This is a genomic window from Microbacterium sp. X-17 (genome assembly GCF_039615055.1).
This window is the reverse complement of sequence record NZ_JBDHNI010000003.1, coordinates 560659-586535: the sequence shown is the minus strand read 5'-3', so window position 1 is coordinate 586535 and position 25877 is coordinate 560659. Positions and strand designations below refer to the sequence as shown.

Annotated in this window: 24 protein-coding genes and 1 tRNA gene; 20 read left to right on the top strand and 5 right to left on the bottom strand. The window is 70.7% G+C overall.

Going from position 1 to position 25877, the window contains the following annotated elements:
* The first annotated feature begins 10 nt into the window (after positions 1 to 10).
* The 11 genes from ABCS02_RS17090 to msuE all read left to right on the top strand — a co-directional run bounded on the left by ABCS02_RS17090 (position 11) and on the right by msuE (position 11761).
* Positions 11 to 1063, top strand: a complete 1053-nt coding sequence (locus ABCS02_RS17090) for a substrate-binding domain-containing protein (protein WP_345836866.1) — start codon at positions 11 to 13, stop codon at positions 1061 to 1063.
* A 39-nt stretch (positions 1064 to 1102) separates the two neighbouring features.
* Complete coding sequence (locus ABCS02_RS17085) at positions 1103 to 2212, top strand: Rv2578c family radical SAM protein (protein ID WP_345836865.1); 1110 nt, start codon at positions 1103 to 1105, stop codon at positions 2210 to 2212.
* A gap of 154 nt (positions 2213 to 2366) precedes the next feature.
* Positions 2367 to 3554 (top strand): ATP-binding protein, encoded by a 1188-nt coding sequence (locus ABCS02_RS17080; protein WP_345836864.1) that lies wholly within the window; start codon positions 2367 to 2369, stop codon positions 3552 to 3554.
* The gene (locus tag ABCS02_RS17075) at positions 3551 to 4762 is read left to right on the top strand and encodes a hypothetical protein (RefSeq protein ID WP_345836863.1); all 1212 of its coding nucleotides are present in this window, start codon (positions 3551 to 3553) and stop codon (positions 4760 to 4762) included. Before ABCS02_RS17080 ends, ABCS02_RS17075 begins: the two co-directional genes overlap by 4 nt.
* Positions 4759 to 5430, top strand: coding sequence for a response regulator (locus ABCS02_RS17070; protein ID WP_345836862.1), 672 nt, complete (start codon positions 4759 to 4761; stop codon positions 5428 to 5430). Before ABCS02_RS17075 ends, ABCS02_RS17070 begins: the two co-directional genes overlap by 4 nt.
* Before the next feature lie 28 nt (positions 5431 to 5458).
* Entirely contained in the window at positions 5459 to 6133 is a 675-nt protein-coding gene (locus ABCS02_RS17065; RefSeq protein ID WP_345836861.1) for a thymidine kinase, read from the top strand.
* A complete protein-coding gene (locus ABCS02_RS17060; RefSeq protein WP_345836860.1) occupies positions 6133 to 7440 on the top strand; it encodes a UDP-glucose/GDP-mannose dehydrogenase family protein in 1308 nt (435 codons plus the stop codon). The genes ABCS02_RS17065 and ABCS02_RS17060 overlap by 1 nt, the downstream gene beginning before the upstream one ends.
* A 74-nt stretch (positions 7441 to 7514) precedes the next feature.
* Positions 7515 to 9392, top strand: coding sequence for a DUF4012 domain-containing protein (locus tag ABCS02_RS17055; RefSeq protein ID WP_345836859.1), 1878 nt, complete (start codon positions 7515 to 7517; stop codon positions 9390 to 9392).
* Between the two features lie 53 nt (positions 9393 to 9445).
* Positions 9446 to 9991 carry a hypothetical protein gene (locus ABCS02_RS17050; RefSeq protein WP_345836858.1) on the top strand — a complete coding sequence of 182 codons (546 nt, stop codon included), beginning with the start codon at positions 9446 to 9448 and terminating at the stop codon, positions 9989 to 9991.
* Between the two features lie 41 nt (positions 9992 to 10032).
* The gene (locus ABCS02_RS17045) at positions 10033 to 11049 is read left to right on the top strand and encodes an LLM class flavin-dependent oxidoreductase (RefSeq protein WP_345836857.1); all 1017 of its coding nucleotides are present in this window, start codon (positions 10033 to 10035) and stop codon (positions 11047 to 11049) included.
* 118 nt (positions 11050 to 11167) lie between these two features.
* Positions 11168 to 11761, top strand: a complete 594-nt coding sequence (gene msuE, locus ABCS02_RS17040) for an FMN reductase (protein WP_345836856.1) — start codon at positions 11168 to 11170, stop codon at positions 11759 to 11761.
* Positions 11762 to 11982: 221 nt separating this feature from the next.
* On the opposite strand, the gene ABCS02_RS17035 is transcribed toward msuE, so the two are convergent.
* The 3 genes from ABCS02_RS17035 to ABCS02_RS17025 form a co-directional block, all read right to left on the bottom strand.
* Positions 11983 to 12056: transfer RNA gene (locus tag ABCS02_RS17035), tRNA-Pro, on the bottom strand.
* 59 nt (positions 12057 to 12115) lie between these two features.
* Positions 12116 to 13099 carry a metallophosphoesterase gene (locus ABCS02_RS17030; protein ID WP_345836855.1) on the bottom strand — a complete coding sequence of 328 codons (984 nt, stop codon included), beginning with the start codon at positions 13097 to 13099 and terminating at the stop codon, positions 12116 to 12118.
* Entirely contained in the window at positions 13099 to 15639 is a 2541-nt protein-coding gene (locus tag ABCS02_RS17025; protein WP_345836854.1) for a transglycosylase domain-containing protein, read from the bottom strand. Before ABCS02_RS17025 ends, ABCS02_RS17030 begins: the two co-directional genes overlap by 1 nt.
* A gap of 82 nt (positions 15640 to 15721) precedes the next feature.
* On the opposite strand from ABCS02_RS17025, the gene ABCS02_RS17020 reads away from it, so the two are divergent.
* On the top strand, positions 15722 to 15889 hold the full coding sequence (locus tag ABCS02_RS17020) for a DUF4177 domain-containing protein (RefSeq protein ID WP_219732693.1): 168 nt from the start codon (positions 15722 to 15724) through the stop codon (positions 15887 to 15889).
* Positions 15889 to 16359, top strand: coding sequence for a RidA family protein (locus ABCS02_RS17015; protein WP_345836853.1), 471 nt, complete (start codon positions 15889 to 15891; stop codon positions 16357 to 16359). Before ABCS02_RS17020 ends, ABCS02_RS17015 begins: the two co-directional genes overlap by 1 nt.
* Before the next feature lie 71 nt (positions 16360 to 16430).
* Here ABCS02_RS17015 and acs read toward each other — a convergent pair whose 3' ends face one another.
* The gene (gene acs, locus ABCS02_RS17010; protein WP_345836852.1) at positions 16431 to 18380 is read right to left on the bottom strand and encodes an acetate--CoA ligase; all 1950 of its coding nucleotides are present in this window, start codon (positions 18378 to 18380) and stop codon (positions 16431 to 16433) included.
* A 357-nt stretch (positions 18381 to 18737) separates the two neighbouring features.
* Here acs and ABCS02_RS17005 point away from each other — a divergent pair, with 357 nt between their 5' ends.
* The 5 genes from ABCS02_RS17005 (at position 18738) to ABCS02_RS16985 (ending at position 21915) form a co-directional block, all read left to right on the top strand.
* Positions 18738 to 19853 (top strand): TadA family conjugal transfer-associated ATPase, encoded by a 1116-nt coding sequence (locus ABCS02_RS17005; RefSeq protein WP_345836851.1) that lies wholly within the window; start codon positions 18738 to 18740, stop codon positions 19851 to 19853.
* A complete protein-coding gene (locus ABCS02_RS17000; RefSeq protein WP_345836850.1) occupies positions 19846 to 20847 on the top strand; it encodes a type II secretion system F family protein in 1002 nt (333 codons plus the stop codon). The genes ABCS02_RS17005 and ABCS02_RS17000 overlap by 8 nt, the downstream gene beginning before the upstream one ends.
* Positions 20848 to 20964: 117 nt before the next feature.
* Complete coding sequence (locus ABCS02_RS16995) at positions 20965 to 21144, top strand: DUF4244 domain-containing protein (RefSeq protein ID WP_345836849.1); 180 nt, start codon at positions 20965 to 20967, stop codon at positions 21142 to 21144.
* A complete protein-coding gene (locus ABCS02_RS16990) occupies positions 21137 to 21526 on the top strand; it encodes a hypothetical protein (protein WP_345836848.1) in 390 nt (129 codons plus the stop codon). Before ABCS02_RS16995 ends, ABCS02_RS16990 begins: the two co-directional genes overlap by 8 nt.
* A 2-nt stretch (positions 21527 to 21528) precedes the next feature.
* Positions 21529 to 21915 (top strand): Rv3654c family TadE-like protein, encoded by a 387-nt coding sequence (locus ABCS02_RS16985; RefSeq protein WP_345836847.1) that lies wholly within the window; start codon positions 21529 to 21531, stop codon positions 21913 to 21915.
* A gap of 17 nt (positions 21916 to 21932) precedes the next feature.
* Here ABCS02_RS16985 and ABCS02_RS16980 read toward each other — a convergent pair whose 3' ends face one another.
* Positions 21933 to 22184: a hypothetical protein gene (locus tag ABCS02_RS16980; protein ID WP_345836846.1), complete on the bottom strand. Its 252-nt coding sequence runs from the start codon at positions 22182 to 22184 to the stop codon at positions 21933 to 21935.
* Between the two features lie 229 nt (positions 22185 to 22413).
* On the opposite strand from ABCS02_RS16980, the gene topA reads away from it, so the two are divergent.
* Together topA and tmk are read left to right on the top strand one after the other, a co-directional pair.
* Positions 22414 to 25236: a type I DNA topoisomerase gene (gene topA, locus ABCS02_RS16975; protein ID WP_345836845.1), complete on the top strand. Its 2823-nt coding sequence runs from the start codon at positions 22414 to 22416 to the stop codon at positions 25234 to 25236.
* Positions 25233 to 25862: a dTMP kinase gene (gene tmk / locus ABCS02_RS16970; RefSeq protein ID WP_345836844.1), complete on the top strand. Its 630-nt coding sequence runs from the start codon at positions 25233 to 25235 to the stop codon at positions 25860 to 25862. The genes topA and tmk overlap by 4 nt, the downstream gene beginning before the upstream one ends.
* Positions 25863 to 25877: the final 15 nt, after the last annotated feature.

Below are 25877 nucleotides of genomic sequence, written 5' to 3'. Positions count from 1 at the left end.
AAGGAATGAAATGAAGAAGTCCACCATCGCCCGCGGCATCGCTCTCGGTACCGCGCTCGCCGTCTCCTCGCTCGCCCTCGCGAGCTGCAGCAGCGGTGGCGAGGCATCAGCCGACCGCGTCCGCATCGGAGTCACCGCGTACGAGATGACCTCCTTCATCACCGCGGGCAAGGAGGGCATGGACGCGTACGCGAAGGCGAACGACATCGACCTCCTCTGGAACTCCGCGAACACGGACGTGAACACCCAGGCCAGTCAGGTCGACCAGTACATCTCCGCTCGGGTCGACGCCATCGTGGTGCTCCCGGTGCAGGCCGACTCGCTCGAGCCGCAGGTTCAGGCGGCCAAGGCGGCGGGCATCCCCATCTTCACGGTAAACACCCGCATCCTGAGCAAGGACCTCACAGGCAGCGTGCTGCCGGACGACGTCGACTCCGGCGTCCAGGAGGCTCAGGCGATGGTCGACCACCTCGGCGGCTCGGGCAAGGTGGTCGTCCTGAAAGGACCGCTCGGCGCCTCGGGCCAGCTCGACCGGAGCACCGGCATCAAGAAGGTGCTCGACGAGAATCCCGGCATCACGGTGCTCGCCGAAGACACCGCGAACTGGAAGCGCGACGAGGCGATCAACAAGACGAAGAACTGGATCTCCGCGTTCGGAGACGACATCGACGGCGTCATCGCCCAGAACGACGACATGGGGCTCGGCGCCGTCCAGGCCCTTCGCGAGGCCGGGCTCACCGACATCCCCGTGGTCGCCGTCGACGGCATCGAGGACGGCCTCAAGGCGGTTCAGAGCGGACGGTTCATCGGGACGTCCCTCCAGAACGGGACCGTGGAGCTCGCTGCCGGACTCGCGGTCGCGGCCAAGACCGTCCGCGGGGAGAAGGTCAAGCCGAACATGACCTACCTGATGCCCCGCATCACGCCCGAGAACGTCGACGCCGCCTTCAAGAACGTCGTGTCGGAGCGGAAGACGTTCCTCGCCGGCCTGCCCGCACTGATCGACGCGAACATCGCCGCTGACAATCTGTCCTACGAGGGGCTGCCCGGCCAGACCCGGTGACCGCTTGACGCAGATTCGAACATATGTTCGAATAGTCCCATGAGGTGGAGCGGGCAGGAGCTGGCGGTGGAGACGCCGTCGGCCCTGCCCGGTCTCGCCCGGCTGAACAACCTGGTGCGATCGGTGCGCACGCCGGAGTTCGCGGGCATCACGTTCCACGAGATCCTCGCCAAGTCGGCGCTCAACAAGATCCCGGGCGGGGGAGGGCCGATGCCCTTCGGCTGGACGATCAACCCGTACCGCGGCTGCTCGCACGCCTGCGTGTACTGCTTCGCGCGTCCCACGCACAGCTATCTGGAGCTCGACCAGGGCAAGGACTTCGATCAGGAGATCATCGTCAAGGTCAACGTGGCCGACGTGCTGCGCAAGGAGCTGACGAGGCCGAGCTGGGGCCACCACCCGGTCGCGCTCGGCACCAACACCGATCCGTACCAGCGGGCGGAGGGACGCTACGCGCTGATGCCCGGCATCATCGACGCGCTGTCAGACTCGGGCACGCCGTTCAGCATCCTCACCAAGGGGTCGCTGCTCCGGCGCGACCTCGACCGGCTGGCGGAGGCGGCGAAGCGGGTCCCCGTCGACCTCGCGATGTCGATCGCGGTCTACGACGACGAGCTCCAGCAGTCGGTCGAACCGGGAACGCCCACGACTAAGGCGCGGCTCGCGACCGTCACCGCGGTCCGGGAGCACGGCCTCGACTGCGGGGTGTTCCTGATGCCGATCCTGCCGTACCTCACGGACACGCGCGCGCACCTGGATGAGGCGCTGCGGCAGGCGAAGGACGCCGGGGCCACCAGCGTGCTCTACACCGCGCTGCACCTGAAGCCCGGGGTGAAGGAGTGGTACTACCTGTGGCTCGGTAGGGAACATCCCGAGCTGCTGCCCCGATACCGCAGCATGTACGGCCGCGGCACGTACGCGCCCAAGGAGTACCGCAGCTGGCTGGCGGCGCGGATCAAGCCGCTCATCCGAGCACACCGGCTCGAGCGCGGGCAGGAGGACCCGCTGACCGGAGGGGTGCGGTCGTCGGCACTCGGGATGCTGCGCGACGGCGAGGGGGAGCGGCGCGCGGTGGATCGGGTCGCGCCCGAGGAGGTCGCGCCCGAATCGGCGCTGGTGACGCTCGGGGTGCAGCCGACGTTGTTCTGAGGGGGTCACGCGCTCCCGCGGGGTACAACACGCCGTTCCGCCCGGGGTACACAGTGGGCAGGGTTGCTGCCATAATCCCCACTGGGAGGCCGCCGAATGCGCGCTCACCCACCGACGCCCCCACCGTCGGTCCCTCTCGCGCCGAAGGAGTCCGGTGTCGCTCGGCCTTCCCAGCCACCTCTCCAGGGCGGCGAACTCCCGCGCGCTGGCCACCGCGGCGCGCTGGGCCGCGCTGGTCTGCCTGGTGATGGCCGCGATCAACGTGACCGTGTCGACGGTCGGCGGGACCACCGGCGCCGCCTCCTGGATCAGCACCGTCGTGCTCCTGCCGATGATCGCGCTGCTCCTCCTGCTCTCGCGCGGGCGCACCGTCCTGCTCACCCTCGCCTACCTGCTCGTCGGCGCGGTCTGCACCTTCTTCTACGTCTTCCTCATCTTCGACAGCACCCCGGCGTATCACGACACGAATCTGCTCGTCGTCGCCCTCCCCGTCGTCGCGATGACCCTGGTCGGCGGCACCGGCACCGGCTCGCTCGTCGGCGTGCTGTGGGCGACCCTCGGCTTCGCGCTCGCGGAGACCGCCGTGTACCTGGGGGCGACCGCGGCCGGGCGCGACTTCCGGCCCGACGCCATCTCGTTGAGCGCCTACCTGCTGCTGGTCGGCGTGCTCGCCTTCGACGGGCTCACCCGCGGGTCGCGCTCGCGGACCCAGGGCGCCATCCACCGCGCCGTCCGCGACGCCCGGCTGGTCGACCTGCGGCGCGAGCTGATCGCGGAGTCCACCGCCGACCTCCACGACACGGTGCTCAGCGAGCTCGTCGCCGTCGCCGCGACCGAGCCGGGGGAGCTGCCCGCGCGGCTCCGGCAGCGCATCGAGTCCGACCTCCACCGGATCGGCGGCGCCGGGCTGCCCGCCGACGACCACACGCCGGCCGACGAGGACCCGTGGTACGACAGCGAACTCCGCCGGGCCATCGAGGATGCGCGCGACGAGGGCATCGCCGTCGACGTCTCCGGCGAGCCGGAGGCCGTCGCTCTCCTGACCGCCGACGCCCGCCGCGCGGTCGGCCTCGCCGTCCGCCAGTGCCTGGTCAACGTGCTGCGGCACTCCGGCAGCGCCACCGCCGAGGTCGCGTTCTCCTGCGGCGACGCCTCCGTCTCGGTCATGGTCGTCGACGGCGGCCGCGGCTTCGCGGCGGGCGGCGGCCCGGGCGACCGGCTGGGCCTGCGCCAGTCGGTGCACGACCGGATCAGCAAGGTCGGCGGCACGGTCACCGTCTACTCGGCCGAGGACGTCGGGACCACCGTGATCATGACCCTCCCGGTCGCGGAGGCGTCATGAACCAGGTGCTGTCCGAGACGATCGTCCACTACCGGTCGCTGCCCGTCGAGCGCACGCCGCAGCGGCTGGACCCGCTCGGCGTGCAGTCCGCGTGGCTCCTCGTCCCGCTGCTCGGCGCCGCCGCGGTGGCGGACGCGGTGATCTCCACGATCCTGCACCACGACCAGTTCCGCAGTCCCGCCCTCGCGATCTGGGCCATCGTCGTCCTGCTCGTGGCGGTCGTCGTCGCGGCGATCCGCACCCATCCGGGCCTCGCTCCGGTGGGGCTGTGGTCGCACCTGGCGATCGTCGGCGTCGCGGTCGCCGCCGCTTGTCTCTTCGCCGCGGCGGTCTGGGGCCACAACCAGCGCATCCAGGACGACTGGGGCCAGATCGCCGTCGCCCTCCTGTTGACGGCGATGCCGCTGTACCGTCCCGTCGGCGAAGTGCTCACCGTCGCCGCCGTCGCCGCCGTCGTGCTCGGCGCGCTCGCCGCCGCGCAGGGGCGCTCGCTGGTCATCTCGAACCACCCGCTCGTCTACGCGACCATCGCCGCGACGCCGGTGCTCGCCCTGGCGTTCGGCGGCGCGGGATACGCGTGGACCATGACCGGCGAGACGCTCCGCTGGCGGGAGGTCGCCCGGGCCGGCCAGCTCCGGCTGGAGGCCGAGCTGCGGCAGGTCGCCGCGCGGATGGTCGCGCAGGAGCGCGCGACGGCGCTGAACGCCGAGGCGGTCCCGTTCCTGACCGCGCTGGCCGCCCGCGGCGTCGTCACCGAGGACGACAGGCGGCGCGCGCGCAGCATCGCCGAGCGGCTCCGCGCGTCAGCCGTGGAGGCCGTCGAGCGGAGCTGGCTGGCCGAGACCGTCGCGCTCGCCCTCTCCCGGCGAGGCACGGGCGCGGAGACGGACCGCCGCTCTCGCGTCGACGACCCCGACCGGCTCGAACAGGTGCTGAGCGAGGAGCAGCGCGCGGTCGTCGGCGCGCTCATCGGGACCGTCGCCGGCCTTCCAGGGCTCCACCCCGACACCCTGGCCGTGACGGTGGAGCGGCCCGACGCCCCGGTCTACCTGCTCACCGCCCGGGTCGACGAGCCGCGGCGCGTGCTCCGGTCGGCGCTCGTCCCGTACCTCAGCGCGCTGCAGTCGGTGTCGATGGTGGCATCCATGCGCGTTCGCGCAGGCGGGCTGACCGTCCGCTTCGCCTATCCTGAGAGGCGAGCACCATGAGCACCAGCACAGCACATCCCGGATCCGCCGCCACCCCGATCCGGCTCGCCATCCTCGACGACCACGAGATCCTCCTCGACAGTCTCGCCGCCTGGATCGACCGCAACGCCCCCGACTTCGACCTGGTGGTGCGCGCAGGGAGCTGGCTGGAGCTCGTCCACAGCGACGCGTTCCCGACCGATCTGGTCATCATGGACCTCCAGCTCCGCGAGTCCGTGTCGATCGGCGCGCGCGTGCGCACGTGCCGGGCGGCCGGCGCGAAGGTGGTCGTCCTGAGCGCCGTCGACACGCAGGAGGACCGCGACGCCGCGCTCGCCGCCGGCGCGGTCGCGTACGTCACGAAGACCCAGCCGATGGCCGAGCTGATCGGCGCGGCCCTCGCCGCGATGGGCCGCGAGGAGGGGCAGGAGCCCGCGCCCGCGTGGCGTCCGCGCCCGACCGTCCCCGAGGCCTCCCGCCCCAAGCTCAGCGACGGCGAGCGGCAGGCGCTCGTGCTCTATGCCGACGGCCGCACGACCTCCGAGGTCGCCCGCGCGATGAACGTCCAGTACGAGACCGCCAAGACCTACCTGCGCCGCGTCCGCGAGAAGTACGGCAAGGTCGGCAGGCCCACCAGCTCGCGCGCGGACCTCATCCGCCGCGCCGCGGAGGACGGCTACCTCACCTGACCCTCCGGCGCCCGCATAGGATTGCTCCGTGGCAAAACTGTATTTCCGCTACGGCGCGATGAACAGCGGCAAGAGCACCGCCATGCTGCAGGCTGCGTACAACTACGAGGAGCGCGGGCACCGGGTGCTGCTCGCCAAGCCGGCGATCGACACCAAGGGCGACATGGGCATCCTGTCGCGGCTCGGGGTGACCCGGCAGGTGGACTACCTGATCGCGCCGGAGACCGACGCGTACGGACGCTTCCAGCAGCACCGCGAGCGGACGCTCAAGCGCTTCGGCCGCGACGTCAGCGCGCTGCTGGTCGACGAGGCGCAGTTCCTCACCGAGGCGCAGATCGACGACCTGCTCCGGATCGCGCTGCTGGACGACGTGCCGGTGCTCGCCTACGGCATCCGCACCGACTTCCAGACGGTCGCGTTCCCCGGCAGCCGGCGCCTGCTGGAGGTCGCCCATAGCCTCGAGGAGCTGAAGACGATCTGCCGCTGCGGCCGCAAGGCGATCTTCAACGCGCGCAAGATCGACGGCGTCTTCGTGTTCGACGGCGACCAGGTCGCCATCGACGGCGCCTCGGTGAGCTACGAGGCGCTGTGCGGTAACTGCTACCTCGATGAGAGCCAGGGTGTGCTCAACAACGGCCGCCGGCACTGGCCCGCGTCCACGCCCACCGCCTACGACACCGAACCGGACCCGGACTTCACCTGATGCGCATCTCCGTCATCGGCGTCGGCTACCTCGGAGCCGTCCACGCCGCAGCCATGGCCGACCTCGGCCACACCGTCGTCGGCGTCGACGTGGACGAGGCGAAGATCGCCGCCCTCTCCGAGGCGCGCGCGCCGTTCTTCGAGCCGGGCCTCCCGGACGTGCTCGCCTCCGCCACGGCCAGCGGGCGGCTGCGGTTCACGACCGACTTCGCCGCCATCGCCGACGCCGACGTGCACTTCGTCGCCGTCGGCACGCCGCAGTCCGCGGAGGGCGACGCGGCCGACCTCCGGTTCGTGGACGCCGCCTTCGACTCGCTCCTGGAGCACGTCTCGCCCGGCGACGTGATCGTCGGCAAGAGCACCGTCCCGGTCGGCACGGCCTCCCGGCTCGCGGAGCTCGTCGCCGAGCGCGTGCCCGGCGCGACGCTCGCCTGGAACCCGGAGTTCCTCCGCGAGGGCTTCGCCGTCAAGGACACCGTGAGCCCTGACCGCCTCGTCTACGGCGTGCCGGAGGGCGAGGAGGGCGCGCGAGCCGCGCGCATCCTCGACGAGGTGTACGCGGCTGCGGTGGCGAACGGCACGCCGGTCATCGTCACCGACTACGCGACGGCGGAGCTGGTGAAGGTCGCGGCGAACGCGTTCCTGGCCACGAAGATCTCCTTCATCAACGCGATGGCGGAGATCGCGGAGGCCACCGGCGCCGATGTGACCCAGCTCGCGGACGCGATCGGTCACGACGCCCGGATCGGGCGGCGTTTTCTCAACGCCGGCGTCGGCTTCGGCGGGGGCTGCCTGCCGAAGGACATCCGCGCGTTCAGCGCCCGCGCCAGGGAGCTCGGCCGCGGCGACTCGGTCAGGTTCCTGGACGAGGTGGACAAGATCAACCTGCGCCGCCGCGAGCGCGTGGTCGAGCTGGTGCGCGAGGAGACCGGCGCCCTCGAAGGGGTGCGCGTCGCCGTGCTGGGGCTGGCCTTCAAGCCGCACTCGGACGACATCCGCGACTCGCCGGCCCTGGAGATCGCCATGCGTCTCGCCGACGGCGGCGCGATCGTCACCGCGACCGATCCGGAGGCCAACGCGAACGCGAGCCGCCGCGCTCCGCAGCTCACCTATGTGGGGTCGGCGGCCGAGGCCGCAGCGGACGCGGACATCGTCGTGCTGATCACCGAGTGGCCGGAGTTCACCGGGCTCGACCCGGAGGAGCTGGGCGCGCTGGTCTCCCATCGCCGGATCATCGACGGCCGCAACGCCCTCGACGCCGAGCGGTGGCGCGCCGCCGGGTGGCAATTCCGCGGACTCGGTCGCTGACGCAGCGACGTGCCCCCATTTTGGGGTACGAAAGGGGCTGCTGAATAAACTGAGGATTTGTTACCTTTATCCTCATGGCGACTGGTCTCTCGCACCAAGACGCGCCGCCGCGATCTGCGGCCCCGCCGTACGAGGCGCGCCATCGCCACCGGAGCCGCCGAGGTCGCGGCCTCCTTCTCGCGGTGATCGTCGTCGCCGCCCTGGTCTTCCTCGCCATCGCGTGGGTCGGCCTGCGCGGATTCCTCGCCCAGCAGGAGCTCAACGCCGCGGTGCCGGATGTGAAAGCCGTCCGTTCCGCCGTCGCGACGAGCGACACCGCCGGGGCCGTCTCCGCCGCCGCCGAACTGCAGAGGCACGCGCACGCCGCGATGTCGCTCACCAGCGATCCCGTGTGGCAGCTCGCGGAGGGCATCCCGTGGGTGGGCGGGAATCTGTCGGCGGTGAGCACCATCTCCCGGGCCACCGACAGCGTGGCCACCGATGTCATCAAGCCGCTGGTCTCGATCGCGGGCTCGGTGGACCCGCGGACCCTGCGGCTGTCGGGCGGCAAGCTGGACCTCGCCCCGTTCGTGGCCGCCCAGCCGGTGATGGCCAAGGCCCAGACGGCCTTCGACTCGGCCCGGCGCGACATCGGATCCATCGACCGGAGCAGCGTGATCAGCCCGATCGGCTCGGCCGTCACCAAGATGCGCTCCCTCATGTCGGAGGTCGCCCCCGATCTGCAGGCCGCCGACAACACCGTCCGACTCCTGCCCGGGATGCTCGGAGCGAACGGCCCCCGTTCGTACCTGATCGTCGCGCAGAACCCCGCCGAGCTCCGCGCCACCGGAGGCCTCATCGGCTCGGTCGCGCTCGTGAACGCGGACAAGGGGGCGGCGGTGCTGTCCACCGAGGTGGCGGGCACCTCCATCGGGCCGTGGCCGACGCCGGTCTTCGACGTGCCGGAGGCGACCACCGGCCTCTACGGCCCCCTGGTCGGCCGGTACCTCCAGGACGTCAACTTCACGCCCGACTTCCCGCTCGCGGCGCGGACGGCTGCGGCGATGTGGGTGCGCACGCACGGCGGGGTGGTCGACGGCGTCATCACCGTCGACCCGGTCGTCCTGAGCGCGATGCTGAAGGCGACGGGGCCCGTCGCGCTGCCGTCCGGCGACGTGCTGACCTCCGCGAACGCCGTGCCGCTCCTCCTCAGCGGCATCTACGCGCGCTATCCCGACGCTCCGCAGAAGCAGGACGCCTTCTTCACCAAGGCGGCGTCGGCCGTGTTCGACCGCGTCATGGGCGGTGTCGACGGCAAGGCGCTGGTGAAGGCGCTCGCGGCCTCCGGGACGTCGAACCGCATCCAGATCTGGAGCTCGCACCCGTCGGAGCAGGCGATCCTGCAGACCACGACGCTCGCCGGCGCCCTGCCGGTGTCGACGCCGGAGACCGCCGCCCTCGGCGTCTACTTCAACGACGCGACCGGCTCCAAGATGGACTACTACCTCCGCACGTCGGTGGCCGCGGGCGCCGCGGTGTGCCGCGCGGACGGGAAGGTGACCTCGATGGTGCAGGTCACCCTGACCAACGGCGCGCCGGCGAACGCCGCGACCGCGCTTCCGGCCTATGTCACGGGAGCCGGGTCCTACGGCGTCCCGCCCGGCGACATCAAGACGAGGATCGCCTTCTACGGACCCGAGCAGGGGCTGCTCGCGGAGGTGAAGAGCAAGGGCGTGGACGTCCCGTCCGTCGCGGGCACGGACGGCGGGCGCCCGGTCGCGGTCGTGGAGGTGCAGCTCGCGCCCGGCGAGTCGAAGACGATCGACGTGCAGTTCCTCGGTACGAAGCAGTGGGCTCCCGGACTGACGGTGGACGTCACCCCGACGCTGAAGGGGGACGGCTCGACCCCCGATGTGGGGGCACGGCCTTCCGTCGCGAGGATTGCTGTGCCATGCAACTCCGTCGTAAAATGAGAATTAATCACTAAACCCGACGACTGGCCGGGTCTGAGGGAAGGCGTACCCGAATGTTGAAGAAGATCCTGGCGGCGGCAGCCGTCACCGCGGCGCTGCTGCTGGCGGCGCCCGCGGCCGCGAATGCCGTGTCGTACCCGAGCGGCGCGCCCTGCACGTTCGACGTGAGCGTGACGCAGGCCGGCCACACCGCGACCCTCACGTGCGTCCCCGGCACCTGGGCCGGCGGCGAGTCCATCACCTGGGTCGGAAGCGGCTCCAACGGCTCGGCCATCGTGATGGCGAGCTCGGTGACGTTCACCAAGCACTCCAACGCGGACGGCAGCGACGTACTCAAGGTGACGCTCCCGTCCGACGCGACGGGCGTGTACACGATCACCGGCACCGGCGCCACGAGCGGCCACGTCTGCTCCGCGTCGCTCACGGTGACGCCGGCGGACGCGACCTCCTCCACCATCAACGACCCGGGCAGCTCGGGCCTCGCCGACACCGGCTCCGTGATCGCCGAGTGGTCGATCTGGGTCGGCGGCGGCCTCCTGGTCATCGGCCTGGTGAGCGTCGCCGTGGCGGCGTGGATGCGGAAGGTGCGGTCGTCCTGACCTGACGGAATGGCGGGAGGGCGGCAGCGGTTGCCCTCCCTGTGACCTCCACCAGCATCCCCCTCAACGTCCTCGACCTCGCCAGCAGACCAGCCGGCGGCAGCAACGCCGACGCGGTAGCCGGGACGGTCCGTCTTGCACAGCAGGCGGAGCGTCTCGGCTACCGGCGTTTCTGGGTGGCGGAGCACCACGGGATGCCGGCGATCGCCTCCAGCGCGCCGGCCGTCCTCATCGCGGGCGTCGCGGCGGCGACCGAGCGCATCCGGGTCGGCTCCGGCGGGGTGATGCTTCCCAACCACGCCCCGCTCGTCGTCGCGGAGCAGTTCGGCACCCTCCGCGCCCTGTACGGCGACCGCATCGACCTCGGCATCGGACGCGCGCCCGGTACGGACGGAGCGACCGCGATGGCGCTGCGCCGCAGCGCGGAGGGCCTCGGCGTGGACGACTTCCCGCAGCAGCTCCTCGACCTGTTCGGCTTCTTCTACGGCGGAATGAGCGACGCGAACCCGCTGCACAGCATCACCGCCGTGCCGGGCCTCGGCGACGCCCCGCAGGTCTGGCTGCTGGGGTCGAGCGGCTACAGCGCCCAGGTCGCCGCGGCTCTCGGCCTCCCGTTCGCGTTCGCCCACCACTTCGCGGGGGAGAACACGGAGGCCGCCCTGGACCTCTACCGCTCGCGCTTCGAGCCGGGGGAGCAGCTCGCCGAGCCGCACGCGATGATCGCCGTGAACGTGGTGTCGGACGACGACCCGGACCAGGTGCGCGCGCTGTCCCTGCCCGGCCAGCTCTCGTTCCTGCGTATGCGCCGCGGCCTCAAGCCGCAGCCGGTGAGCGTCGAGGAGGCGCTCGCCTACGAGTTCAGCCCGGCCGAGGAGGAGTTCATCGCCGCCCGCAACGCCCGCCAGGCGATCGGCACACCGGACCACGTGAAGGCGCGCTTGGACGCGCTGATCGCCTCGACCGGCGTGGACGAGCTGATGGTCTCCTCCGGCGCCGCGACGGTGGAGGGCCGCATCCGCTCCCTGGAGATCGTGGCGGGGCTGTACCCGCCCGCGTGACGGCCTGCGGGTCGGCCTGCATGACGGACCGTGACAGCCGCGAGGGCGCTCCGGGAGGGCCGGGGGTAGCGTTGGGCCCGTTCGCGACCCTCCCCACCCAGCGAAGGCGGTACCCCGCATGGCACGCACACCCCACGTCGTCGGCGTGAGCGGCAGCCCCACCGCGCCCTCCCGCACGACGGTCCTCGTGGACGCGGTCGCACGCTCGTTCGCCGAGGCGACGGGCGGCACTTCCACGACCATCGAGCTGGCGCCTCTGCTCGGCGAGCTGGGCGCCGCCCCGTTCCGCAGCGGGCTGAGCCCGCGGGTGCAGGAGGCACTGGCGACGGTGGAGGCCGCCGACGTCATCGTGGTGGGCTCACCGGCCTACCGCGCCACCTACACGGGCCTCTTCAAGCTCTTCTTCGACCACATCGGCCAGTACGCGCTGGTCGACAAGCCGATCGTCCTCACCGCGACCGGAGGCAGCGACCGCCACGCCCTGCTGGTGGAGCACCAGATGCGCCCGCTGTTCGGCTTCTTCCAGTCGCTGACGCTCCCGCTCGGCATCTACGCGAGCGAGTCCGACTTCACGGACTACGCGATCTCCTCCGACGACCTCCGCGAGCGCATCAACACGACCGTGTCGCGCACGCTGCCGCTGATCCGCTCGCACATCGACCCGCAGTCGCTGTACGCGACGGTGGATTTCGCGCGGCCCGACGCTTTTTAGACCCGAGAACGACAAGAGCCGGTTCGAATAATCGAACCGGCTCTTGCCTTTGGGTCGGGGTGCGCCCTACGCGCTCCCCCAAACGCCGCTCCTCGCTTCGCTCGGGGCGTCGCCCGGGGCCCCTCGCGGCAGGGGCCCATTAGACTCCAGCGAACAGTGGTAAGGCAAAAGGACAGCCGGCTCGCTGAGCGAGCCGGCTGTCCTTTTGCCTTACCACTGGGTCGGGGTGACAGGATTTGAACCTGCGGCCTCTTCGTCCCGAACGAAGCGCGCTACCAAGCTGCGCCACACCCCGGTGGCCCGAAGGCCTCATCTAGGATACACGAGCGCGGGGGGTGCAAATGACCACCCGGCTCACTCCGACGCCGTCAGCGTGACCAGCGTCGCCTCCGGCCGGCAGGCGAAGCGCACCGGCGCGTAGATCGACGTCCCGAGCCCCGCCGACACGTTGAGGTAGGCCGCGCGGAACGCGTGCCGCCAGATGCTCAGCCCCTTGACCTGCGAACGCGGGATGTCGCAGTTGGTGACGAGCGCGCCGAAGCCGGGGACGCACACCTGGCCGCCGTGGGTGTGGCCCGCGAAGATCATCGAGGCGCCGTAGGTGACGAACGCGTCGAGCACCCGCCGGTACGGGGCGTGCACCACTCCGAGCGTGACCGTGGGCCGCTCCGTGCGCGGCTCGTCCGCCGGCCACATCGCGTCGTCGGAGTACGGGTCGTCCTCGCGCAGCTCGTCCAGGGCGCCGGGGATGGCCTCCACGCGGTCCGCCTGGATGTGCGGGTCGTTGACACCGAAGAACTCGAGGTGCGTCCCGCGGATGTCGAGGGCGCCGGCGGCGTTGTTGAGGTTCAGCCAGCCGAGGCTGTCGAAGTACGCGGTGAGCGCCTTGTCGTCGAGGCGGGGGGCCGTCGAGGAGTGCCGCTTCGACGGGCCGAGGAAGTACTTGAACGGGTTCTTGAGCTGCGGGCCGTAGTAGTCGTTCGACCCGTGCACGAAGACCCCGGGGATGCCGCGGAACGCGTCGAATGCGGCGCGGATGCCCTCCAGGCCGTTCTCGTGGCTCAGGTTGTCGCCCGTGTCCACGATCAGGTCCGGCTGGAACCGCGCGAGCTGGCGCAGCCACTCCTGCTTGTCGGCCTGCCACGGCGCCATGTGCAGGTCGGAAAGGTGCAGCACCCGGATCGGCTGGGCGCCGGCCGGCAGCACCGGGACGCTCACCTCGCGCAGCGTGAACGCGCGGCGCTCCACGAGCGAGCCGTAGGCGAACGCGGCCACGCCCGCGCCGGCGAGCACCGCGAGTGCGGCGCCCACCGGCCGGAAGCGCGAAGCGCCGGGCACTAGCCGCCCGCTCCCGGTCCGGGAGTGGGCGTGCTCTTCTGCACGGTGAGGATGATCTGGGTGCCGGCCTTCGCGGCCGTTCCCGCACCGGGGTCCATCGCCTGGACGACGTCGTCGGGGGAGGCGCCGCCGCCGACCTTCGCGACGAATCCTGCCGCCGCCAGGGCCGCCTGCGCCGCCGAGAGCTTCTGGCCGATGACGTTCGGGATGGCGACCAGCGACTGGTTGCTGGTGTAGATCGTGATGACGGTTCCCTTGCCGACCTGCGACCCCGCGGGCGGGTTGGTCGACGCGACCGTCCCTGCGGCGGCGGCGGAGTCCTGCGGACCGCCGTCCGCGCTGTCGAGGCCGAGGCTGGTCAGGATGGCCTTCGCCTCGTCGGGCGACTTGCCGGTGAGGTCGGGGACGGCGACCTGGACCCCCTTCATGAGCTTGTCGTTGACCGACGGGAATTTGTCGCCACCGTACTTCGACACGGCGGCCATCATCATCGAGTTCTGGACGTTGACGCGAGCGTTGGCGACGGTCTTGCCGTGCGAGGGCTTGATGGACCGCATCGACGTAGCGCCCTCGACGTTGCCGGCCCAGTAGGCCCCTGCGACCTTGGTGGTTGCGGCGACCAGCCACACGTGTTCGGCGTTGTCGGTGGTGCCGGTCTTGCCGAGCATGTCGACGCTCGACGTGTTCACGCCATTGGCGGTGCCGCCGGGCCCGAGCGGCTGCTGCAGCGCGTAGTCCATCGCCGCGGCCACATTCTCATCGACGGCCTGCGAGCACGAGGACTTCGGTACAGCGACCTCGTGACCGGTGCCATCGATGATCTTGTCGATTGCGATGGGCGTGCAGACAACGCCCTTGTTGGCGATTCCCGCGAAGGCGGTCGCCATCGACAGGGGAGCGACTTCGTTGGTTCCGAGGACGCTCGCCGCGGTCGACCCGAGCTCCTTGCCCGCAACAGCAGAGTGGACGCCGAAGGCCTGGGCGTCGTTCCTGATGTTGCACAGGTCGAGCTGCTTCGCCATGCCGACGAACGCCGTGTTGACAGAGCCACGAGTCGCCTGGATGGCGTTCATCGTTCCCGGGTTGCTGCCGTCGTCGTTGGTCGGCTTCCAAGGGCCCGACCCCGACGACGTGCACGAATTCTTGAACGGCCAGTTCGAACCGCCGTAGGTCTGCACCCGAGCGTTGACCGTCTCGTTCAGCGAGTGCCCCTGCTTGAGCCACTCTGCGAGCGTGAAGACCTTGTATGTCGATCCGGGCTGGAAGCCACTGGAGCCGCCATACTGCTGATCCGTGTTGAAGTTGATGCCTGTGTAGACCGCCGGATTGCTCGCGACCACGTCGGGGTCCTGCGTGTAGTCCTTGTTCTGAGCCATATAGAGCACACGACCGGTTCCCGGCTGCACACCGACGAGGGACGCCCCGACGTTCTGGTTGTAGTCCTTCGGCATCCAGTTGTTCAGAGTGTCATTCGCGACCTTCTGCAGGTCGAGGTCGAGCGAGGTGTAGATCTTGTAGCCGCCGCGGTTGAAGTTCGCCGTGCGGGTGTCGACGTCCTGGCCGAACGACGGGTCGTTGAGGATGATCTTCTGCACGTAGTCGCAGAAGTAGGCCGCGCCTCCCGCGGTCTGGCAGCCGCGCGCCGACGGCGTGATCACCGGCTGGATCGGGGTCTTGATCGCGTCGTCGTACTGCGCCTTGGTCAGCTTCTTGTACTCGTACATCTTGCCGAGGATGTAGTCGCGGCGGTCCTTGTTCTTGGCGTAGCCGTTGGCCGCGCCGTTCGTCGTTGAGCCGGGGTTGTCGATCTTGAGGCCGGTCGGCTCGTTGACGATCGCGACCAGGCTCGCGGCCTGCGCGGGGGTCAGCGCGGCGGCCGTGGTGTTGTAGTAGTAGCGGGCCGCGGCCTCGATGCCGTAGACCGATCCGCCGAAGCCGGCGATGTTGAGGTAGCCCTCGAGGATCTGGTCCTTGGTGTACTTCTTCTCGAGGCCGATGGCGTACTTCATCTCCTTGACCTTGCGGTCGGGAGTGACGCCCGTCGAGTCGTCGACGCAGTTCTGGTACGCCTTCTTCTCCGCGTCGGTCTTGAGCGGCATGGCCTCGCACTTCTGCAGCAGGACGTTCTTGACGTACTGCTGGGTGATCGAGGAGCCGCCCTGCACGCCGCCGCCGGAGACCGTCGACAGCACACCGCGCATGGTGCCCTGGATATCGACGCCGCCGTGGCTGTAGAACCGCGGGTCCTCACCGGCGATAGCGGCGTCCTTGACCGCCTGCGACATCTGGTCGAAGCCGACCGGGAGGCGGTTCTGGGAATAGAAGGTCGCGAGCGGGACGTCCTGGTCGCCGTTCTTCGCGTAGATGGTGGTCGGCTGGGCGAGCTGACCGATCTGGAGGTACTCGGGGAGGCCTTCGAACACGCCGATGCCGTTGTTGGCGGCCATGCCCGTCACGGCGATGGCGGGGGTGACGGCAGCGGTGACCAGAAGACCGGCCACGGCACTCATGCCGACGAACGCGCCGACTGCTCCGAGCACACCTCTAGCCTGTGGTTTTTGCGCAGACATAGGATCAGAGTAGGCGATGAAGCTGTTAAACCCCCCGAATGAAAAGAGCACCATGCTGCGCTGGGAATACCTTACGACTCCTCTCATGATCCATAACACGGCCGCGATCCTCAACAACTGGGGCTCGGAGGGGTGGGAGTTGGTGCAGGTGGTGACCGGCCCCGAGGGCGGTCTGGTGGCCTACCTCAAGCGTCCGGTGCCGGCCGAGGACGCCGCCTGATGGGCGCCGTCGAAGCGCGCCTGGCCGAGCTCGGGATCGACCTCCCCGACGTCGTGCCGCCGGTCGCCGCGTACACGCCGGCCGTCGTCGACGCCGGCCACGTCTACACCTCCGGCCAGCTCCCGATGATCTCCGGCGCGCTCCCGGCGACCGGCAAGGTCGGCGACGGCCACGGGCTCGTCCCGGCCGACGACGCCAAGGAGTACGCCCGCATCTGCGCGCTCAACGCGCTCGCCGCGGTCAAGAGCGTCATCGGCTCGCTCGACCGCGTGACCCGGGTCGTGAAGGTCGTGGGCTTCGTCGCGTCCGACCCGTCGTTCACCGGTCAGCCCGGCGTGATCAACGGCGCCTCCGAAGTGCTCGGCGAGATCTTCGGCGACGCCGGCGTCCACGCCCGCTCCGCGGTCGGCGTCGCGGTGCTCCCGCTCGACGCGCCCGTCGAGGTCGAGATCATCGTCGCGTTCGAATAGAACCTCTGCGAACGGGAACCGCCGCGGATCGCACTGATCCGCGGCGGTTCGTCGTAGGGGCTCGGGGACGACTAGGTGAGCTTCGCCTGGATGGAGCTCATCACGGCCGTGTCCGCGAGCGTAGTCGTGTCGCCGACCTCCCGGCCCTCGGCGACGTCCTTGAGCAGGCGGCGCATGATCTTGCCCGAGCGGGTCTTGGGCAGCTCCGTCACGATGAAGATGTCCCGCGGGCGGGCGATCGCACCGATCTGCTCGGAGACGTGCTTGCGCAGCTCCGCCGCGACGTCGATCGACTCGGCGGTCTCCAGCTGGTTCTGCTTGATGATGACGAACGCGACGACGGCCTGGCCGGTCGTCTCGTCCGCCGCTCCGACCACCGCGGCCTCCGCCGTGAGCGGGTGCGCGACCAGCGCGGACTCGATCTCGGCCGTCGAGAGGCGGTGTCCGGAGACGTTCATCACGTCGTCCACGCGTCCCATGAGCCAGATCTCGCCGTCCGTGTCGTAGCGGGCTCCGTCGCCGGCGAAGTACTTGTCGCCGAACTTCGACCAGTACGTCTCCACGAAGCGGTCCGGGTCGCCCCAGATGCCGCGCAGCATGCTCGGCCACGGCTCGGTGACGACGAGGAGGCCGCCCTGGTCCTTGCCGACCGGCACGCCGGCCTCGTCCAGGATGTCGATCGAGATGCCCGGCAGCGGCACCTGCGCGCTGCCCGGCTTGAGCGTGGTCACGCCCGGGAGTGCGGACACCATGATCGCGCCGGTCTCGGTCTGCCACCAGGTGTCCACGATCGGGGTGTCCCCGCCGCCGATGACGTCGCGGTACCACATCCACGCCTCGGGGTTGATCGGCTCGCCCACGGAGCCGAGTACGCGCAGGCTGGACAGGTCGAACTTCTGCGGGTGCTGGCGCCCGATCTTCATGAAGGAGCGGATGGCGGTCGGAGCCGTGTAGAAGATCGAGACCTTGTACTTCTCGATGATCTCCCACCAGCGGCCCGGGTGCGGGGTCTCCGGGGTGCCCTCGTACAGCACCTGGGTGGCGCCGTTGGCGAGCGGACCGTAGACGACATAGGTGTGGCCGGTGATCCAGCCGACGTCGGCGCTGCACCAGTAGACGTCGGACTCCGGGTGGAGGTCGAAGACGTTCTTGTGGGTGAACGCGGCCTGGGTCAGGTAGCCGCCGGAGGTGTGCAGGATGCCCTTCGGCTTCCCGGTCGTGCCCGACGTGTAGAGGATGAACAGCGGGTTCTCGGCGGGGAAGGCCTTGGCGACGTGGTCGGCGTCGACCAGCGCGAGCTCGTCCTGCCACCACAGGTCGCGGCCCTCGGTCCAGGCGACCTCGTTCTCGCCGCGCTTCACGACGAGCACGTGCTCGACCGTGGACTCGCCGTTCGCGAGCGCCGCGTCGACGGCGTCCTTGAGCGGGAAGACCCGGCCCTTGCGCCAGCCGCCGTCGGCCGTGATGACGAGCTTGGCCGACGCGTCGTCGATGCGCGACCGGAGGGACTCGGCGCTGAAGCCGCCGAAGACGACGGAGTGGACCGCGCCGATGCGGGCGACGGCCAGCATCGCGATGACGGCCTCCGGGATCATCGGCAGGTAGATCGCGACGCGGTCCCCGGCCCGGATGCCCAGGCTCGTGAGCAGGTTGGCCGCTTTCTTGACCTCCGCGGTCAGCTCGGCGTATGTGATCGAGCGGGTGTCGCCCGGCTCGCCCTCCCAGTGGATGGCGACGCGGTCGCCGTTGCCGGCGAGGACGTGGCGGTCGAGGCAGTTGTAGGCCACATTGAGCTCGCCGTCGTCGAACCACTTCGCGAAGGGAGGGTTCGTCCAGTCGAGGGTGCGCGTGAAGGGCGTGTGCCAGTGCAGGAGGTCGCGCGACTGGTCGGCCCAGAACCCGAGCCTGTCCTCCGATGCGCGTTCGTAGAGTTCGGCCGTCGCGACCGCGTTGGCGGCGAACTCCTCGCTGGGCGCGAACCGCCGGGCTTCGTGCAGCAGATTGTCGATTGTGTTGCTCATGGGGAGTCTTTTCGCTCCTTCGCGATGCTGGTGTCCGAGTCGTGGCGCGACAATCCCTGACTCTACAACCAGCGAGTGACGGCCTCCGAGCAGACTTGCGTTTGCATTGATTCTGCGTAAACTAGGCAGCGGCCGAATGATAATTCTGGCGTGCGGCGCAATCGATTCCCCCCAATCATGCGCCGCAGTGGCCGCACCTGTTCCCCCCAATAGGTGCGGCCCCCCTTTTTTTAACCCGACGGCTCATGCCTGGCCCTTCTGGTGGACTTGTCCACGACCGGCTGTGGATGACACGGGTTATCCACTGATCTCCTCCGCCGGGTCCGGCCGTTCTTCGGACTTCGTAGCGTCGAGGTCATGAGGAATTCAAGCCAGTGGATCACGCCGTCGATCGCGACGGTCACGCAGTCGTCGCAGTTCGCCCCATCCGTGCCGTGGACGTCGCAGCCCCCGGTGCGAGCGAGGCCAGTGGTGGAACCGTCGCCGCCGACCCCGCCACCGCTGAAGGCGCCACCGCCATCCGCACGTGCAGCGCCCGCCCCGGACGTCTGGGACACCTTCGGCCCGCTCGCTCCGTACCTGATGCGCGCGGGCGTCACGGACCTTTTCGTCACCGGCGACGGCGTCCTCTGGTCGGACGGCGGTCCGCGCGGCCTCCACCGGGTCGACGGCTGGACGGCCGACGCGCACGCGGCACGCGCGCTGGCGACCCGGCTGATCGCCACCGGCGGCAGGCACATCGACGAGGCGACGCCGTTCGTGGATGTGAGGCTCCCCGGCGGGGTCCGCGTCCACGCGGTGCTCCCGCCCATCTCGACGGGAGGGACCCTGCTGTCGATCCGCGTCCCCGCACCGGCCGCGCTCACGATGGACGACCTGGTCCGGGCCGGTTCGCTGACCGCCGACGGCGCGGACGTGCTCCGAGCGGCGGTGTCCGCGCGGACGAACATCCTCGTGACCGGCGCCGGTGGCGCGGGCAAGACGACGCTGCTGGCCGCCGTCCTGGCGCACGCGCCGCCGACCGAGCGCATCGTGCTCATCGAGGACGTCGCCGAGCTGCGCGTCCCGCACCCGCACGTGGTCGGCATGCAGACCCGCCAGCCGAACCTGGAGGGCGCCGGCGGCGTCGGACTGCGCAGACTGGTCCGGGAGGCGCTGCGGATGCGGCCGGATCGGCTCGTCCTCGGCGAGTGTCGCGGCGAGGAGGTCGCCGACCTGCTCTCCGCCCTGAACACCGGGCACGACGGCGGCGCGGGCACCCTCCACGCCAACTCGCTGGACGACGTCCCCGCCCGGATGGAGGCCCTGGGCGCCCTCGCCGGCCTCGACGACAGGGCGACGGCGCGCCAGACGATCAGCGCGATCGGACTGATCGTCCACGTCGAGCGCTCGGGAGACCGCCGCCGAGTAGCAGGCTTCGGCCGGTTCAGGACGACCCCGGACGGACGACTGGCGGTGATGGCGCATGAGTGAGCGACGCCAGGCAGCCCGCGATCGAGCGGGCCGCCCAGCCGACGACCTCCTATCGAGCTCCGTGGAGGCGCTCGCCGTGCTCCTCGATGCCGGCATCTCGCCCCGGTCGGCGTGGGAGTACGTGGCTGCGGAGGCGGCCCATCCGGCTGTCGTGCGAGCGGCGACGCTCGTCGCGGCAGGGATCCCACCGTCCGAGGCGCTGGCCGCGGCGGCCAAGACTGGCCGGGTAGGTGACGGGCCGGCCCTGCCCGCGCGGCGTGGGCGGGTGGGCGGTGGGGGCGGCGACGCCGGCGTCGCAGCCGTCGCCGCGGCGTGGGCCGTCGCAGAACACGCGGGCGCCTCGCTCGCGCCCGCGCTGCGCGGCGCGGCCGAGGTCCTGCGCGATCGTGCCGGAGCCGAGCGCCACATCGCCACCGCGCTCGCGGGCCCGCGCGCGACGGCACGCCTGATGTCCTGGCTGCCCATCGTCGGCGTCGTCATGGCGTACGCGATCGGCGTCGACGTGATCGGCACGCTGGTCTCCGGCCCGCTCGGCTGGATGGCGGCCGGGTCCGGGTGCGTTCTGCTCATCGCGGGCCGGTCCTGGACGCGCACGCTGGTCCGGTCGGCATCACGGGAGGGGCCGGTCCCGGGGATCCAGCACGACCTGATGGCGATCGCGCTCGCGGCAGGCATGTCGGTGCCGTCCGCCCGGGTGACGATCGCGCAGGTCGCGCGCCGCATCGGCCTCGACGCGGTCGCGGACGGCGACGCGTCCGTCGACAGAGTGCTCCGCATCGCGGAGCGGGCGGGAGCGCCGGCGATCGAACTCCTGTCCGCCGAGGCCCGACAGCAGCGGCGGACCGCCCGCGCGGACGGTCGCCGCCGGGCGGAACTGCTCGCCGTGCGGCTGCTGCTCCCGCTCGGCGTGTGCGTGCTCCCGGCGTTCGTGCTCCTGGGCGTGGTGCCCGTCATCCTCGGGATGATGTCCTCCACCGTCGCCGGCCTCACCTGAGTTGTCCACAGATTCGCCGGCGCCGCCCACCACGGAGACGCCGGACGAGACGATCGAGATGTGCCGCCGGAGGGCGGCGGAAACGACAGAAGACGAACGAAGGAGAAGGGACCACAGATGCGAGAGATCATTCACCGGCTGCGCTGGGAGGAACGGGGAGCGAGCACGGCGGAGTATGCCGTCACGACGATGGCGGCGGTGGCATTCGCCGGCACGCTGCTGATGCTGTTGCGCGGCGACGAGGTGAGGTCCATCCTCACCGACCTCGTCAGACGGGCGTTGACGGTCGATGGCTGACGAAGCAGCGGCACGCCGGACGGGCGAGGGCTGCCGGCCGAGCGGCGTCGGGCTGCACCCGGCCGGCGAACGGGGGAGCGTGACGGCCGAGTTCGCGGCGGCCCTTCCCGCCGTGCTGGTGTGTCTGGCGCTCTGCGTCGGGGCGATTCAGGCGGGCGCCCAGCAGGCGCGGCTGCTCGATCACGCGGCGGCCGCGGCGCGGCTCATCGGTCGTGGGGACGTCGCACCCGCACCGCCGGAGGGTGCGTCCCGACGGGTCGGGTCCGATGACGGATTGCTCTGCGTGACCGTCACGGCACCGAGCCGGGCTGGCGGCCTCGGCGCTGTCGGGCTCACGGTGGCGGCCCGCTCGTGCGTGCTCGACGACACGGAGGAGGGATGAACGTGAGTCGTCACATCTCCGGTGTCAGGTGCGAGGAGTCCCCGCTTCCGCCGAGGCACGACCGCGGGGCGGGGACAGTCCTCGCGCTCGCCGTCGTCGCGGTCACGGTCACCCTCACCACCGCGACGATCGGCGTGGTCGGAGCCTGGGGCGCGCGTCAGAAGGCAGCGGTCGCCGCCGACGCGACCGCGCTCGCCGCGGCCGACGTCGCAGCGGGCAGGACGAGCGGCGAGCCGTGCGCCGAGGCCGACATCGTGGCACGGGCGAACGGCGCCTCCGTCACCGGATGCGTCGTCGCGGCGGTCGTCGTCAGCGTGGAGGTCTCCGTCCCGTATCTCGGGTGGGAGGCCTCCGCGGCCGCCCGCGCAGGTCCGCCGGGGTCACGGTGACGAGCTCGGCCTCCGGCTCAGTCGAACACCGTCTCCACGTACCGATACGCCACCGCGCTCGGGAGCGAGCCGCTCGGGTCGTCGGACGCGTACTCCGTCTCCGACGCCGAGCCGCGGACATACAGGTAGTGCTTCCCGCCCGCCGCAGCGCGGAGTTCGAGGCGGGGTCGCGGGTCGCCCGAGTCGAGGAAGGAGGTCGTGATCGTCTTGCCTTCCAGAGGGCCGTCGATGAGCTTGGCGGTGTACGTCGTCATTGAGGTCGTTGCCATGATCACATTGTCCTCCCGGGCCTCGGCGAGCAACAGGCCCCGCCGTACGAGCCGTCCGCCCGCGGCGAACGGGGCGGCCGGCGATTAGGCACACAAGCGGCCTAGGTGTGTATGGTTTGCCTGTTGGGCCGTGCGGCCCACGCTCGCCGCCCTCTGCGCGGCGCTCGGGGGAGCGCGCTTCGGACCAGTGAGGTCCGTACGAACACAGTTGCTATATAAGAGGAGTCACGTGTCTGGCACCAAGAAGCTCGTCATCGTCGAGTCGCCGAACAAGGTGAAGTCGATCGCCCAGTACCTGGGCGACGGCTACGAGGTGATGGCATCCGTCGGACACATCCGCGACCTGATCGAGCCCAAGAACCTCCCGCCGGAGCTGAAGAAGGGGTCGCTCGGCAAGTTCTCCGTCGACGTCGAGAACGAGTTCGCCCCCTACTACGTGGTGTCCGATCAGAAGAAGAAGACCGTCGCCGACCTCAAGCGCGCGCTCAAGGACGCCGACGAGCTCCTGCTCGCCACTGATGAGGACCGCGAAGGGGAGGCCATCGCGTGGCACCTGGTCGAGGTGCTCAAGCCCAAGGTGCCCGTGAAGCGCATGGTGTTCCACGAGATCACCCGGGAGGCCATCGAGAAGGCGCGGGACAACACCCGCGACATCGACACGGCCCTGGTGGACGCGCAGGAGACGCGCCGCATCCTCGACCGGCTCTACGGCTACGAGGTGTCGCCCGTGCTGTGGCGCAAGGTCGGCCCGGGGCTCTCGGCCGGTCGCGTGCAGTCCGCGGCCACGCGGCTCGTCGTGGACCGCGAGCGCGAGCGGCTCGCGTTCGTCGCGGCCTCGTACTGGGGGCTCACCGCCCAGCTCCTCCCGGAGGACGCCGCGGCGTTCGAGGCGCGGCTCGCCCGCCTGAACGGCGAGCGCGTCGCGACCGGACGCGACTTCGACGACCACGGCCGGCTGACCTCCGGCGCCACGATCCTCGACGAGACGTCCGCGCAGGCGCTCGCCGACGCCGTGCGCCAGCAGAGCACGGCCGTCACCGTCGCGAAGGTCGACTCCAAGCCCTACTCGCGTCGACCGGCGGCGCCGTTCACGACCTCCACGATGCAGCAGGAGGCCGCCCGCAAGCTGCGCTTCTCCGCCCGTCAGACGATGAGCGTCGCCCAGACGCTCTACGAGAACGGGTACATCACCTATATGCGCACCGACTCCGCGTCGCTGTCGCAGCAGGCGACCAACGCGGCGCGCACCCAGGCGGCGAAGCTGTACGGCCCGGAGACCGTCCCGGACAAGCCCCGCACCTACGCCTCCAAGAGCAAGAACGCGCAGGAGGCGCACGAGGCGATCCGCCCCGCCGGCGAGGTCTTCCGCACGCCCGCGGAGCTGGAGAAGTCCCTGCGCGGTCCCGAGCTACGGCTCTACGACCTGATCTGGAAGCGGACCGTCGCCTCCCAGATGGCCGACGCGAAGGGCCAGACCGCCTCGATCACCGTCGAGGCGCGGATCGGCGAAGGACCCCTCGACGGCACGGTCGCCGAGTTCACCGCGAGCGGGACGGTCATCACGTTCCGCGGGTTCCTCAACGCGTACGAGGAGGGCCGCGACGAGGAGCGCAACGCCGACGCGGGCGGCGATGCGAAACTGCCGCCGCTCACGCAGGGCCAGGTGCTCGGCGTCCAGGACATCGCCGCGGACGGCCACGAGACCACCCCGCCGCCGCGCTACACGGAGGCGAGCCTCGTGAAGACGCTGGAGGAGCTTGGCATCGGGCGCCCGTCGACGTTCGCGAGCATCATCTCCACGATCATCGATCGCGGCTACGTGACGCAGCGCGGGCAGGCGCTCGTGCCGAGCTGGGTCGCCTTCTCCGTGGTGCGCCTGCTGGAGGACTACTTCGGCGACCTCGTGCAGTACGACTTCACGGCCGAGATGGAGGACGACCTCGACCGGATCGCCGACGGTGAGGCCGAGCGCGTCGACTGGCTGAACAGCTTCTACTTCGGCAGCGACAAGCACAAGGGCCTGCGCCGGGTGATCGACAACCTCGGCGAGATCGACGCGCGCAGCATCAACTCGATCGCGATCGACGACGACGTGACGCTGCGCATCGGCAAGTACGGCCCGTACCTGGAGGTGCAGGAGGCCGGCGCCGCCGAGGACGCGACGCCCCGCCGGGTCAACCTCCCGCCGGATCTCGCCCCCGACGAGCTCACCCCCGCCAAGGCGAAGGAGCTCATCGAGGCGCCGGTCCAGACCGACCGCGAGCTCGGCACGAACCCCGAGAGCGGCAAGCTCGTCCTGGCCAAGGACGGCCGCTTCGGCCCGTACGTGACCGAGGCGGACCCGGAGCCGGAGCCCGAGGTGGACCCGCAGACCGGTGAGGTCGTCGAGCCGAAGAAGACCGCGAAGAAGACGGCTGCGAAGCCGCGCACGGCCTCCCTGTTCAAGTCGATGGACCTGTCCACCATCGACCTCGACACCGCGCTGAAGCTGCTCGACCTGCCGCGCACGGTCGGAGCCGACCCGGAGACGGGCACCGAGATCCAGGCGGCGAACGGCCGCTACGGCCCGTACCTGAAGAAGGGCACGGACACGCGTTCGCTCCCGAGCGAGGACGACATCTTCGGGATAGACCTCGCCGGCGCCGTCGAGCTCTTCGCGCAGCCGAAGTACGGCAACCGCCGGGCGTCCAGCGCCCTCAAGGAGTTCGACGCCGACCCGGTCAGCGGCAAGCCGATCAAGATCAAGGACGGCCGGTTTGGCGCATACGTGACCGACGGCGAGACGAACGCGACAATCCCTCGGGGTGAGACGGTGGATGAGGTCGACTTCGACCGCGCAGTGCAGCTCCTGGCGGACAAGCGCGCGAAGGGACCGGCCAAGAAGCCGGCCGCGAAGCGCGCGACCGCGCGGACGAGCGCGGCGAAGACCACGGCGGCCAAGAAGACGACGGCGGCCAAGACCACGGCGGCCAAGACGACCGCCGCGAAGACCAAGGCCGCCCCCAAGACCGGCACGTCGACCCGCGCGGCGGCGAAGAAGACCGCCGAGTGAGCGAGTCCCGGAGCGGCCTGTTCATCACTCTGGAGGGCGGCGACGGCGTCGGGAAGTCGACGCAGGCCACCCTCCTGGAGGAGTGGCTCCGCGAGCGCGGTCGCACCGTCGTGCGCACCAGGGAGCCCGGCGGAACCGCGGCAGGGGTGGAGATCCGCGAGATCGTCCTCCACCACCGCGGCGACATCGCACCGCGCGCGGAGGCCCTCCTCTACGCGGCCGACCGCGCCCACCACATCGCGACCGTCGTGCGTCCGGCGCTGGAGCGCGGCGAGGTCGTCGTGCAGGACCGCTACATCGACTCGTCCGTCGCCTACCAGGGCGCCGGCCGCGTGCTCGACGCCGGACAGGTGCGCGACCTCTCGCTCTGGGCGGCCGAAGGGCTCCTCCCGGACCTGACGATCCTCCTCGACCTCGACGAGACCGCGGCCCGCGCCCGGCTGGACACGTCCCGCACGCGCTACGACCGGCTGGAGGCCGAGCGGTCCGAGTTCCACGCGCGCGTCCGCGCGGCGTACCTCGGGCTCGCCGAGGCGGAGCCGCAGCGGTTCCTCGTGGTGGACGCCGCCCTCCCGGTCGAGGAGATCGCCGCCGACATCCGCCGCCGGCTGGAGGACCGCGTCTGACCGCCGCAGCCGCTC